The 12,002-nt window shown below is 65.5% G+C and carries 11 protein-coding genes and 1 pseudogene; 2 read left to right on the forward strand and 10 right to left on the reverse strand.

Annotation, left to right across the window (positions count from 1 at the left end; translation table 11 throughout):
• Nucleotides 1–28: 28 nt before the first annotated feature.
• Nucleotides 29–835 (forward strand): annotated as a pseudogene (locus CIMIT_RS06515) (glucose-6-phosphate dehydrogenase assembly protein OpcA); the annotation flags it as partial.
• A 57-nt stretch (nt 836–892) separates the two neighbouring features.
• Nucleotides 893–1,627, forward strand: coding sequence for a 6-phosphogluconolactonase (gene pgl, locus CIMIT_RS12360; RefSeq protein WP_084674414.1), 735 nt, complete (start codon nt 893–895; stop codon nt 1,625–1,627).
• A 66-nt stretch (nt 1,628–1,693) separates the two neighbouring features.
• Here the strand turns inward: pgl and secG are convergent, their stop codons facing one another.
• The 10 genes from secG to ribH form a co-directional block, all read right to left on the reverse strand.
• The gene (gene secG / locus CIMIT_RS06520) at nt 1,694–1,930 is read right to left on the reverse strand and encodes a preprotein translocase subunit SecG (protein ID WP_038590740.1); all 237 of its coding nucleotides are present in this window, start codon (nt 1,928–1,930) and stop codon (nt 1,694–1,696) included.
• A 115-nt stretch (nt 1,931–2,045) separates the two neighbouring features.
• Complete coding sequence (gene tpiA, locus CIMIT_RS12970) at nt 2,046–2,828, reverse strand: triose-phosphate isomerase (protein WP_038590743.1); 783 nt, start codon at nt 2,826–2,828, stop codon at nt 2,046–2,048.
• Nucleotides 2,829–2,867: 39 nt separating this feature from the next.
• Entirely contained in the window at nt 2,868–4,085 is a 1,218-nt protein-coding gene (locus tag CIMIT_RS12975; protein WP_038590746.1) for a phosphoglycerate kinase, read from the reverse strand.
• Nucleotides 4,086–4,200: 115 nt separating this feature from the next.
• On the reverse strand, nt 4,201–5,211 hold the full coding sequence (gap, locus tag CIMIT_RS06535; protein ID WP_038590749.1) for a type I glyceraldehyde-3-phosphate dehydrogenase: 1,011 nt from the start codon (nt 5,209–5,211) through the stop codon (nt 4,201–4,203).
• 393 nt (nt 5,212–5,604) lie between these two features.
• Nucleotides 5,605–6,621 (reverse strand): DNA-binding protein WhiA, encoded by a 1,017-nt coding sequence (whiA, locus tag CIMIT_RS06540; RefSeq protein WP_084674288.1) that lies wholly within the window; start codon nt 6,619–6,621, stop codon nt 5,605–5,607.
• A gap of 85 nt (nt 6,622–6,706) precedes the next feature.
• On the reverse strand, nt 6,707–7,684 hold the full coding sequence (locus tag CIMIT_RS06545) for a gluconeogenesis factor YvcK family protein (RefSeq protein ID WP_038590755.1): 978 nt from the start codon (nt 7,682–7,684) through the stop codon (nt 6,707–6,709).
• 42 nt (nt 7,685–7,726) lie between these two features.
• The gene (rapZ, locus tag CIMIT_RS06550) at nt 7,727–8,647 is read right to left on the reverse strand and encodes an RNase adapter RapZ (protein ID WP_084674289.1); all 921 of its coding nucleotides are present in this window, start codon (nt 8,645–8,647) and stop codon (nt 7,727–7,729) included.
• A 62-nt stretch (nt 8,648–8,709) separates the two neighbouring features.
• A complete protein-coding gene (gene uvrC / locus CIMIT_RS06555; protein WP_038590758.1) occupies nt 8,710–10,782 on the reverse strand; it encodes an excinuclease ABC subunit UvrC in 2,073 nt (690 codons plus the stop codon).
• A 29-nt stretch (nt 10,783–10,811) separates the two neighbouring features.
• The gene (locus CIMIT_RS06560) at nt 10,812–11,324 is read right to left on the reverse strand and encodes a PH domain-containing protein (protein WP_038594345.1); all 513 of its coding nucleotides are present in this window, start codon (nt 11,322–11,324) and stop codon (nt 10,812–10,814) included.
• Between the two features lie 150 nt (nt 11,325–11,474).
• Nucleotides 11,475–11,960 (reverse strand): 6,7-dimethyl-8-ribityllumazine synthase, encoded by a 486-nt coding sequence (gene ribH / locus CIMIT_RS06565; protein WP_038590761.1) that lies wholly within the window; start codon nt 11,958–11,960, stop codon nt 11,475–11,477.
• Between the last annotated feature and the right edge of the window lie 42 nt (nt 11,961–12,002).

Consider the following 12,002-nt stretch of genomic DNA (forward strand, 5'->3'; position numbering starts at 1 on the left):
GCTGCTCAAGGCGCAGGAGAACTTCTCCATGGCCACGGGCCGCGTGCTCACGCTGCTCGTCGCCGCGCCCGAAACTGAAGATTCGGAGGCGATCCTCGAGACGGTCCGCGCCGCCACCAGGGAGAACCCGGCCCGCGTGATCGTGCTGCTGCTTGGCGACGCCTCCGCGCCCACCAGCATGAACGCCGACCTCATCATCGCCGCGCACTCCGGTGCCTCCGAGATGGTGGTCATGCGGCTCTTCGGCGAACTCACCGACCACCTCGACGCGGTGGTCACTCCCCTGCTCCTTCCAGACACCCCGATCGTGGCGTGGTGGCCCGGGCGGGCACCCGCGAAGCCGGTGGCCTCGCAACTCGGCGCGATCGCGCAGCGGCGCATCACCAACGCGCGTGCCGACGACTCCGCGGAACCTTTGCGCACCCTCGTCGAGGGCTACCACCCTGGTGACTCGGACATGGCATGGTCTCGCATCACGCCCTGGCGCGGGGTCGTCGCCTCCGCCTTGGACCGCTACGCGGATGATCCGGTGCAGTCGGTCTCCATCGCCGGCGACCCTGCCGACCCCGCTGTCCTGCTGGCGGCCGGGTGGCTCGCGGCCTGCCTCGATGTGGAGGTCACCCGCTCTCCCATTGCGCAGCCGCGCAAGGGCGTGCCTGTTGAGCACCTGGCGCTGCACTGCGAGAAGGGCGATATCACCGTCGACGTGCTTGACGCGCACACCGCGCGCGTGGCGGTCCCCGGCAGCCCCGCCTCGCATGTCGCGCTCGGCGCGCGCTCGGACGCGTCCTGCCTGGCCGAGGAGCTGCGCCATTTGGACGACGACGTCACCTACGCCCGGGCACTGCAGGCCACCACGCTGGTGCGCGAGGCAGACACCGCGCCCGCGCACGTGGTTGACGTGGTGCGCGTTGCTGACCGGCCCGCGCTCGTCGACGCCGCGGCTGACCGGTTGCTTGCACTCCTCGCTGCAATCCAAGCCGATGCTGCCGGCGGACTGCACGGCGACGGTGTCCCCCGCGTCGTGCTGACCGGCGGCACCGCCGGCATCGAGTTGCTCGCGAAGCTTGCCGAGCGCGCAGAAAGCAGCGATGTGGACGTCGCGCGCATCGAGTTCTTCTTCGGCGACGAGCGCAACGTGCCCGCAACCCACCCGGACTCCAACGAGGGCCAGGCGCGCGAGGCGCTGCTCGACCCGCTTAGCGTGCCGGCCGAGCGCATCCACGGTTGGGGCCTCGACGGTGGCGAGATGGACGAGGCGGTTGCCGCATACGAGCGCGCGCTCGACGAGTACGCACCGCGCGGCTTTGACCTCCACCTGCTGGGTATGGGCGGCGAGGGACACATCAACTCCCTGTTCCCCGACACGGACGCGGTGCGCGAGTCTCGCGCGCGGGCCATTGCTGTGACCGACTCCCCGAAGCCGCCTGCGGAGCGCGCCACGCTCACCCTGCCCGCGGTGCGCGGCTCCGAGCGCGTGTGGTTGCTTGTCTCCGGTGCGGAGAAAGCCGAGGCCGCAGGCCACGTTGCCCGTGGAGCGTCGCCCGAGGACTGGCCCGCAGCAGGTGCGCGCGGCAGCCACGAGACGGTGCTGTTCGTCTCCGAGGATGCCGCAGGCGCACTGTAGCGCTGGCCCCAAAACGCATTAAGCCCCTCCCAGCTAACTGGGAGGGGCTCTATGTTTTGGAAATCTCTACGCGGCGTAGGTCTGCATCAGGTTCAGCGCGATGATGCACGCGATCCAGATCAGGCAGATCACGATGGTGTAGCGGTCCAGGTTCTTCTCCACGATGGTGGAGCCGGACAGGTTGGACTGCACGCCGCCGCCGAAGAGGCTCGACAGGCCGCCGCCTTTACCCTTGTGGAGCAGGACGAACACGGTCGCAAGCACCGATGCGATTACGAGCACGATCTCCAGAGCCAACGTCATGTGGGGCGATCCTCCACTTTCACTTTGGGGAATAATTGTTCAACCTGCATTAGCCTACACCATCACCGCGCAAAGCCTTACGGCGGACACACGACGCGCGCGTGTCCGCCCGGCGCTAAGCGACGGCGTTAGCGGCCGCGGCTGCCAGCTTGGCAAAGTCCTCGCCCTTCAGCGAGGCACCGCCGACCAGGCCGCCGTCGACGTCCGGCTGGCCGACGATCTCGGCGACGGTCTCGGTCTTGACGGAGCCGCCGTAGAGGATGCGGATGCCGTCGGCCGTCGCATCGTCGGCAAGCTCGCGGACGAGCTCACGGATCGCGTGGCAGACTTCCTGCGCGTCCTCTGCGGAGGCGACCTTGCCGGTGCCGATGGCCCACACCGGCTCGTAAGCGATGACGGTGCGGTTGAGCTCCTCGGTGCTTAAGCCGGCCAGGGAGGCACGGGTCTGCTCCTCCACGAAGCTGACGTGCTTGCCCTCCTCGCGGACCTCCAGCGGCTCACCTACGCACACGATCGGCGAGATGCCGTGTGCAAGCGCCTTCTTCGCCTTCGCGGCGACCAACTCGTCGCTCTCGTTGTGGTATTGGCGGCGCTCGGAGTGGCCGACGACGACCCAGGTGCAGCCCAGCTTTTCCAGCATAGCGGCGGAAATCTCGCCGGTGTACGCGCCATTGTCGTGCTCGGACACATCCTGCGCGCCGTAGGTGATCTGCAGCTTGTCCCCCTCCACGAGCGTCTGGATCGAGCGCAGGTCCGTGAACGGGACGGTCAGCGCAACGTCAACAAGCTCGTAGCCATCCTTCGGGAAAGCAAAGGCGAGCTTCTGAGCGCTGGAGATGGCCTCAAGGTGGTCAAGGTTCATCTTCCAGTTGCCGGCAATAAGTGGCTTGCGTGCCATAAGTGTGTGTTCCTCTCTTCTAGGTACCGGTGACCGCGACTACTTGGACAGGACGACGGCGCCGGGCAGCTCCTTGCCCTCGATGAGCTCGAGGGAGGCACCGCCGCCGGTGGAGATGTGGGAGAACCCATCCTCATCCAGGCCGAGGGTGCGCACAGACGCCGCGGAGTCGCCACCGCCGACGACGGTGAAGGAGTCGTTGTTCTTCGTTGCAGCAATCATGGCCTCGGCGACAGCCTTGGTGCCGTCAGCGAACTGCGGGAACTCGAACACGCCCATCGGGCCGTTCCAGAACACGGTCTTGGAATCCTCGATGGCAGCAGCGTAGAGCTTCGCGGTCTCCGGACCGATGTCCAGCGACAGCCAGCCCTCCGGGATACCGTCCAGATCGACGGTCTCCTTCGCCGCGTCCTTGTCAAACTTCTCCGCAACGGCAAGGTCGATTGGGAGGACGAGCTTGTCCCCGTAACGCTCGATAAGCTCCTTGCAGGTGGCAATCATGTCTTCCTGCAGCAGGGAGTTCTGCACGTTGTGCCCCTGTGCCGCGAGGAAGGTGTAGCACATGCCGCCACCGATGACGACCTTGTCGGCCTTTGCAGCCAGCGCCTCAATCACGCCGAGCTTGTCCGAGACCTTGGACCCGCCGAGGACGACAACGTAGGGGTGCTCCGGGGCATCCTTGACCGCCGACAGCGTGGAGACCTCCTTCTCCACCAGGTAGCCGGCGTAGGCCGGCAGCTTCTTCGCAATGTCGTAGACCGAGGCCTGCGCGCGGTGGACCACACCGAAGCCGTCGGACACGAAGGCGCCGTTGTCTGCGGCCAGGTCGGCCAGCTCAGCTGCGAACTCCTCGCGCTCCGCCTCATCCTTGGAGGTCTCGCGCGGGTCGAAGCGGACGTTTTCCAGCAGCAGGATCTCGCCCTCAGTCAAGCCGTTGGCGCGCTCGTGCGCATCCTCGCCAGAGACGTCGCCTGCGAGCGCGACGAACTGGCCCAGGCGCTCGGACAGCGCCTCCGCCACCGGCTGGAGCGAGAAGGCAGGGTTAACCTCGCCCTTCGGGCGGCCCAGGTGCGCCATCGCGATCACCTTCGCGCCGCCGTAAAGCAGGGCGCGCAGAGTGGGCAGGGAGGCGTCGATGCGACCGGCATCGGTGATGTTGCCGTCCTCATCCAGCGGGACGTTGAAGTCGGATCGGACGATGACGTGGCGGCCGTCCACGCCCTCGTCGAGAAGCTGCTGCAGTGTTTGCGTAGTCATCGGTGATTGCTCCTTGATAAGTGTGTCTACGCGGGACATGATACGCAGTTTTACGCCAAGGGCCCGGTGCATGCGATGTGCACGCACCGGGCCCATCAGCTGAACCGCGCGGGGTTTAGAGGTTGTCAGCGACGTGCTTGGTCATACGGACGTACTGCGAGGTGTAGGACCACTCGTTGTCGTACCAGGAGATGACCTTGACCAGGTTGTTGTCAATGACGCGGGTCATGCCAGCATCAAAGATCGCACCGTGGCTGTTGCCGATGATGTCGGAGGAGACGATCGGATCCTCGGTGTAGAGCATGGCGGTACCGAGCACCTCGTCCTCGGTGGCCTTCTTCACCGCAGCGTTGATCTCCTCTGCCGTGACGTCCTTGTTCAGCTGCACGGTCAGGTCGGTTGCGGAGCCAGTGATGGTGGGCACGCGCATGGCAAAGCCGTCGAGCTTGCCCTCCAGCTCAGGCAGAACCAGGGCCACGGCCTTTGCTGCACCCGTGGTGGTCGGCACGATGTTCTGGGCAGCGGCACGGGCGCGGCGCAGGTCCTTGTGCGGTGCATCCTGGATGCGCTGGTCGCCGGTGTAGGCGTGGATGGTGGTCATCAGACCGGACTTGATGCCGAACTCCTCGTCCAGCACCTTCGCCAGCGGCGCGAGCGAGTTAGTGGTGCAGGATGCGGCGGAGATGATGTTCTTGTCGTTGGCGTAGTCGGTGTGGTTGACGCCCCACACGTAGGTGCCATCGACGTCCTTGCCAGGAGCAGAGATGATGACCTTCTTCGCACCAGCATCCAGGTGTGCCTTTGCGGTGTCACCGGAGCGGAACACGCCGGTGCACTCGAGCACGATGTCAACGTTTGCGTCGCCCCAAGCCAGCTTGGACGGATCCTTTTCCTCGGAGACCTCGATGCGGCGGCCGTCAACACTGATGGAGCTTTCGTCGAACTCCACCTCGTGGCCGAACTGGCCGTACGCGGTGTCGTACTTCATCAGGTGTGCAAGGGTCTCGTTGTCGGTGAGGTCGTTGATCTTCACAACCTCGAGCTCGCCCTGGTACTCATCCTGGATGATGCGGAACGCTGCGCGACCGATACGACCGAAGCCATTGATGCCAATACGAGTAGTCACTGTCTAATACTCCTCTGCTGAGTCGAGTTCTACGGGGCACACGCTGCGCCCCTAGGTTCAGGCTCCTGGTGCCTACCCGCCTGCGGCTCAATCCCGTTGCTACCTGCAGGGTTACCGGGCGATTCGGCTTCCTTTTCGCCTGTCGGTGCCCAGTGTAGCGATGCACCCTCAACCCTGCATGGCTCCTGGACGGCTCCGCACGCGCTATTTGGGCGAGCCGGAAAGGTACGCAAAACCGGGGGTACAAATGCCGTTCCTCCCCCGTCGCCGGTGCCCGATTCTTCGCGTCCCCACCAGCTTTACCGACATCCTCCCCCGTCGTTCGGGCACTGAACTGACAATGAGCACACCTTTAATAGTTGACGTGACTACATTATTTCGGTGTGCAATATGTCACATTTCTGATTCGTGCGACTTTTCGTCGTCGATCGCTGCCGTCGTCGGCGGAATTCCCAGCTCTTTTGCGCGTTTATCCGCGAGCGACAACAGCCTCCGGATGCGCCCCGCCACCGCATCCTTAGTCATCTGCGGGTCCGCCAGCTTGCCCAGCTCCTCCAAGGAGGCGTGCCGGTGCTCGGCCCGCAGGTAGCCTGCCTCTGCGAGGTGTTCGGGCACATCGTCGCCGAGAATGTCCATCGCGCGCTCCACACGCCGCGCCGCGGTCGCAGCCGCCTGCGCGGAGCGACGGGTATTGGCGTCATCAAAGGTAGCTAGGCGCTGCCCCGAGCGCGCGCGCAGCTGCTTGCGGCGGCGCTTCTCGTCCCACTCCAGGCGCGAAAGCGGCGCGCCCATCCGGCTGAGCAAAATACCGATCGTCTCCCCATCGCGGATGTAGACGCGCTCCACTCCCCGCGTCTCCTTGGTCCGCGTCGGGATATCCAGCCGGCGTGCCAAGCCCACGAGCGCGAGCGCGGACTCCTCCGACGGGCACGCGACCTCAAGCGCCGAAGTCCTGCCCGGCTCCGTCAGCGAGCCGCGCGCCAAAAACGCACCGCGCCACGCGGCCTCGACGTCCGCGACCGGGCCGGAGACGATCGTGTGCGGCATGCCGACGACTGGGTGGCCTGATGCGGTGACCAGGCGCAGCTTCCGCACCACGTCGCGCATCCCGCGGCGTACAGTGACAACACACTTGCGCTCCTTGGTCGCGGACCCTGGGGCAATGATGTCCATCTCCGCCTCGACCCCAGTGGTGGCGTGCAGCAACGTCACCAGCCGGCGCGCAACCTGCTCCTCCGCGAACTCCACGACCAGCGCAATGCCTTGCGGCGTGTCCTGGTAGCTGCCCGCGTAGCGGATCATGGCGGTGGCCTCCGCTATCTGCGCACTCGCATGCGTGAGGCGAACGTTCAGCAGCTCGTCTTTGACTTTCGCGGTCAGCGCCACCGTTGCCGTCCCCTTTCTGTTCATCTCTCGTTGGCCTGTATGAGCACACACAGGCGCGCGCACCAACCTCAGCTGTACTCAGCGAGGGCGCGCGTATCGACGCTTGATTCTAGCGCGCCCGGTACAACTCCAAAATCGCCTCTGCCAACTTGGCAGGGTCGTGCTTGTCCACCTGCTCGCCTTCCGGGGCAGGAATGTGGACGTCGCGAAACGCGATTCCGGCGCTCACCTGCTGCGCGGCACGCTGCAGGTGCCGACGCTCACCTTCTGAGGGCGAGATGTGGTTGTCGGCCAGGAAGTAGTCGACGCGCAGCTCCGGCGCGTGCTGGTTAAACACCTGGATGTGGCGCTCGGTACTAAAACCTAGGGTCTCGCCAGCCTGGGGCAAGAGGTTGAGCATGACGACCACCATCGCGTCGGTAGCGTTCAGCGCCTCCACGATGCCCGGCACCAAAAGGTGCGGCAACACCGAGGAGAACCAAGAGCCCGGGCCAATGGTGACGATGTCCGCGGAACGGATCGCCTCAATCGCTTCAGGCGACGCCTCTGGCCGGTCTGGCAGCAAACGCACGCGGCGCACCTCGCCCGACGTCGACGCCACGGCAGCCTGTCCACGCACCGAGCGCAACACCCGCGGGTCGTCGTCGAGCCCGGAGACATCCGCCTCAATATCCAACGGCCGCGGGCTCATCGGGATGACACGACCGACTGAGCGAGTCCACCGCGCCACAATATCGAGGGCGTTCTGCATCCCGCCGAACCTCTCCGCCAGGCTCACCAGCATGAGGTTGCCCAGCGGGTGCCCGGCCATCACACCGTTGCCGCCAAACCGGTGCTGCAGCGCCTCCTGCCACAGCGTGCCCTCCTCGTCGTCGGCGGTCAGCGCGGCGAGCGCCATGCGCAGATCCCCCGGCGGGATGATGGGGAACTCCCGGCGCAGCCGCCCGGAAGACCCCCCGTCGTCGGCAACAGTGACCACGGCGTTAATCTCCGTGGCCTCGGCTTCGCGGGCGGCGAGCAGGGTCTGGTACAGGCCGTGACCACCACCCAGGCAGGTTAAAGCAAGACGCTCAGTAGACGAGCTCATCGCTGACTCCTTTCACGCTGGGAAGTTGACGTCTCGCGGCACCTAGTGCCTCTGCAAGTCTCTGTGCAACACGCTGACATCCAGTTGCGGTTTCTTCCGCAGCCGTCGCCCGACCTCTTCAGCCACCGCCACCGAGCGGTGGTGCCCGCCCGTGCAGCCGATACCGACGGTGATGAAGTCTTTCCCCTCGTGGCGGTAGCCGTCGAGCGTGCTGCCGAGCAGGCGCACGAAGTTTTCGATGAAGGGCTCCGCATCGGCTTGGCCAAGCACGTAGTCGGAGACCGGCTTGTCCACCCCGCGGAATTCGCGCAGCTCTTCCACCCAGTACGGGTTCGGAAGGAAGCGGACATCCACGATCAGGTCCGCGTCGCGCGGCGAGCCGTGCTTAAACCCGAAGGATTCGATGGTGACGTGCTGGCGCCCGGAGGCCAGCTCGCCTATCGACGCCTCGATCGAACGCCGCAGGTCATGCACCGACTGGTTGGTCGTATCGATGATCACGTCAGCAATCTCGCGCACCGGCTCCAGCTCTTTGCGCTCCCGCTCTATCCCGTGCTTGAGCGTGTCCGTGCCCTGCAGGGGGTGCGTGCGGCGCACCGAGTCGAAGCGCTGGATGAGCACCCCGTCACGGGCTTCGAGGTAGAGCACGAAGGGGTTGTAGCCGCCCTCCTTGATCTTGGAGATCGTCTCCATCAGCGAGCCGTTGAACATGCGCGCACGCACGTCGGTGACCACCGCCACCTTCGCCACAGGCGACTGCTCGCCGGTGGACATCTCCACCAGTTCCAAGATGAGCTGCGGCGGCAGGTTCTGGGAGACGAAGTAGCCCTTGTCTTCGAAGATCTTCGCCGCCGTGGACAGGCCACCGCCGGACAGCCCGGTGATAATGACGGGGTGCAAAACTTGCGCTGCGTTGCCCGATTGGCCCGCAGGTTGGGTCTGATGCTGGTGCGACTGCGTCATACACCACATCCTAACCGAGCCGACGCGCGCACGCGGGCGGCTTTCGGCCCTGAGTTGCGCCCTTAGTTGCCGCGGTGCAAGTGCTCGTAGATTGTCGTGGCGAGCTTCGGTCCCACGCCGTCGACCTCTTGAATCTCCTCCACGGAAGCCGCCTTGATCTTCTTCACGGACCCGAAGTGCTTGACCAGCTCCGTGCGCCGCGCGGGCCCGAGCCCGGGGATAGCGTCAAGAGCGGAGGCACGCATCCGTTTCGAGCGCTGCTGGCGGTGGTAGGTGATGGCGAAGCGGTGCGCCTCATCGCGGATCTGCTGGAGCAGGTACATGCCCTCGGAATTGCGCGGCAGGATCACCGGCTCATCGTCGTCGGGCACCCACACCTCTTCCAGGCGCTTCGCCAGCCCGATGAGCTGGACGTCGACGATGCCGAGTTCGTCGAAGACGGCCTGCGCGGCGTCGACCTGAGGCTTGCCGCCGTCGACAATGTAGAGCTGCGGCGGGTAGGCAAAGCGCTTGTTGTCCGTGGTCTCGACCTCGGCGGCCTCCTCCGCGAACATCAGCGCCGCGCTTTCTTCGTCGGGGTTGGCCAACTTGTCCTCGTTGTAGCGCTTGAACCTGCGGCGAGTGACCTCGGCGATCGAGCCGACGTCGTTCGAGCGGCCGTCACCGGCAGCTTCTTTGATGCGGTAGCGTCGATAATCCTGCTTCTTTGGCAGGCCATCCTCGAAGACGACGAGCGAGGCGACCACGTCAGTGCCCTGGATGTGCGAGATGTCAGTGCACTCCATCCGCAGCGGGGCCTCCTGCATCCCCAGCGCGTCCTGGATGTCCTGCAGCGCCTGCGAGCGCGCGGTGAGGTCGCCGACGCGCTTAAGCTTGTGCTGGTGCAGGGCCTCGACCGCATTTTTGCGCACCGTCTCCATCAGCGCGGCCTTGTCACCGCGCTGCGGCACGCGGATGTCCACCTGCGCGCCGCGCAGTCCCTCGAGCAGCTCGGTGACCTCGGCGAGCTCGTCCGGCATCTCGGCGACGAGAATCTCGCGGGGCACGGGCTGCGGGGTGCGTATCGACGCCCACGATTCCTGATCCACCCCGCGCCGCTGGATCTTCTCCTCCTCGCGCTTGCGGTCTTCCGCATCCTCTTGGTGCTGCCGCTCCACAGCATCCGAGTAGTACTGCACCAGGAAGTTCTGCATGAGCACGGGCAGCGCTGGGTCCTTGTCACCCTCCTCGAGCCGCTCGGTGGAGCCCGGCTCGTCGCCGGTCTTCTCCACTACCCAGCCACGCTGCGCGCGGATGCGCCCGCCGCGTACGTTAAAGATCTGGACCGCGGCCTCGAGCTCGTCGGTATCAAAGGCGATGATGTCGGCGTCCGTATCCTGGCTCAGCACCACGGTCTGGCGCTCCATGACCTTGTTCACCGCGCCCAGGTCGTCACGCAGCCGCGCGGCCTTTTCAAACTCCAGGTTTTCCGCGGCCTCCTCCATCTGACGCGTCATCCCGCGCACGAGCGCGTCCGTGTTACCAGACATGAAGCCGAGAAAGCCGGCGACGATCGCTGCGTACTCTTCCTCGTCGACGCGCCCAACGCAGGGTGCAGCGCACTTATCGATGTAGCCGAGCAGACACGGCCTGCCCAGCGACTCGTGACGGTTGTACACACCATTGCTACAGGTGCGGATGGGAAAGACGCGGGTGAGCAGGTCAAGCGTTTCGCGCACGGCCCACGCATGCGAGTACGGGCCAAAGTAGCGCACCCCCTTGCGCTTCGGCCCGCGGTAGAAGAAGGCGCGGGGGAAGCGCTCGCGCACGCTCACCGCGAGCATCGGGTACGTCTTGTCGTCCCGGTACATCACGTTGAACCAGGGGTCGAACTTCTTAATCCAGGTGTACTCGAGCTGGAGCGCTTCCACCTCGCTGGAGACCACCGTCCACTCCACGGACGCGGCGGTAAAGACCATCTGCCGGGTCCGCGGGTGCAGGTGCTCCGGGGGCTGGAAGTAGTTGTTCAGCCGCGAGCGCAGGTTCTTTGCCTTGCCCACGTACACGACGCGCCCGTTCGCGTCGCGGAATTTATACACGCCCGGGTCGGTGGGAATCGTGCCCGTCGCCGGGCGGTAGTCCTGCGGGTTTGCCAATCAGCTCGTCCCTTTCCGTTGTGCGCTGCTTATTCCGCGGGGTCCTCCGGCATGTACTTTGCCTCGAGGTCGCGGAACTTTGCGACGGCCTCAAGCGCGTGCTCCTTGTCGCCCGCCTGGATCGCCCACAGCGGCACGTACTCAAACTCCGGCAGCTCCAGGCGTGCCATGCGCGAGCCCTTGGGGAAGGACAGCCCGTAGATCACCAGCCAGGGATAGAAGCGCGTGCCGATGATGTTGGCTACTTCCACCCCGTCCTCGTTGACGCGCACGCGCGGCCGAGTCAGGCAGATCCAGGACACGATCGAGATGACAATGCCGACGCCCACGAAGGCGAACTTATCGATCCCGGTAATGGCAACGCCGGTAAACTCCACGTCCACGACCGAGGCCATGAAGAAGTGCACCGCCATAACCAGCACGATCCACGCGACGGCCACGCGGCGCAAGAAGCGCGACGTGACGGTGAGCTCCCAAGGCTTAGTCGAGGTCAGCGCGTGGGGGTCGAGGGCGTTGAGGTAGACGAGCTCCTCTTCGCTCAGCTTGCGCGTCTGTGTCGCATGCTGCGCGTCGTTTGCCTCCCCCGTTGCCCCGGAACCGCCAGTGGACCCTGTCTCCCCTGTCACGCGAACGTCCTTTCCTTCCCGCGGCCCGCACGTCGAGCCTGCGCTACCGTCAATTACCTTGGGATCCTAGTCACGGGCGCGCAGCGCGCGCACCTTTCCCAGCTCTACCGCCGCGCCGAGCGCCGCGCGAACAGCGGCCTCGCCCTTGTCCTCCTTGGCGTCCTCACCACCGGACCGCTCGTAGGCCTGGTCTTCATCTTCTACGGTGAGCACACCGTTGCCCACGGGCGTGCCCTCGTCGAGGGCAACGCGGGTAAGCCCGCTGGTCACCGAGTCACAGACGACTTCGAAGTGCGGCGTCTTGCCGCGGATCACACAGCCGAGCGCCACCACAGCGTCGTAGCGGCGGCCGCAGGCCTGCACCACCACGGGCAGCTCCATCGCGCCATCCACCAAGTACTCGTCGGCCTTCGCGCCGAGCTCGCGTGCCGTGGCCAGCGCACGCTCGCGCAGGGTATCGACGATCCGCGCATTCCAGCGCGTGGACACAATTGCCACCGTCAGGCCTTCAGCCTGCGGCGAATACGGTTCCGGCTCACCAGAGGAAGCCATAAGTTTTCCACTCCATTCGAGTCGTCGCTTCTAGAGACGGGC

It is taken from the genome of Corynebacterium imitans (assembly GCF_000739455.1).
In the GTDB taxonomy this organism is placed as follows: domain Bacteria; phylum Actinomycetota; class Actinomycetes; order Mycobacteriales; family Mycobacteriaceae; genus Corynebacterium; species Corynebacterium imitans.

What these genes read in the sequence shown, in the direction of transcription:
- secG (WP_038590740.1), bottom strand. Translation starts at nt 1,930, where the DNA reads ATGACGTTGGCTCTGGAGATCGTGCTCGTAATCGCATCGGTGCTTGCG.
- tpiA (WP_038590743.1), bottom strand. Translation starts at nt 2,828, where the DNA reads ATGGCACGCAAGCCACTTATTGCCGGCAACTGGAAGATGAACCTTGAC.
- CIMIT_RS12975 (WP_038590746.1), bottom strand. Translation starts at nt 4,085, where the DNA reads ATGACTACGCAAACACTGCAGCAGCTTCTCGACGAGGGCGTGGACGGC.
- whiA (WP_084674288.1), bottom strand. Translation starts at nt 6,621, where the DNA reads ATGAACAGAAAGGGGACGGCAACGGTGGCGCTGACCGCGAAAGTCAAA.
- CIMIT_RS06545 (WP_038590755.1), bottom strand. Translation starts at nt 7,684, where the DNA reads ATGAGCTCGTCTACTGAGCGTCTTGCTTTAACCTGCCTGGGTGGTGGT.
- rapZ (WP_084674289.1), bottom strand. Translation starts at nt 8,647, where the DNA reads ATGACGCAGTCGCACCAGCATCAGACCCAACCTGCGGGCCAATCGGGC.
- ribH (WP_038590761.1), bottom strand. Translation starts at nt 11,960, where the DNA reads ATGGCTTCCTCTGGTGAGCCGGAACCGTATTCGCCGCAGGCTGAAGGC.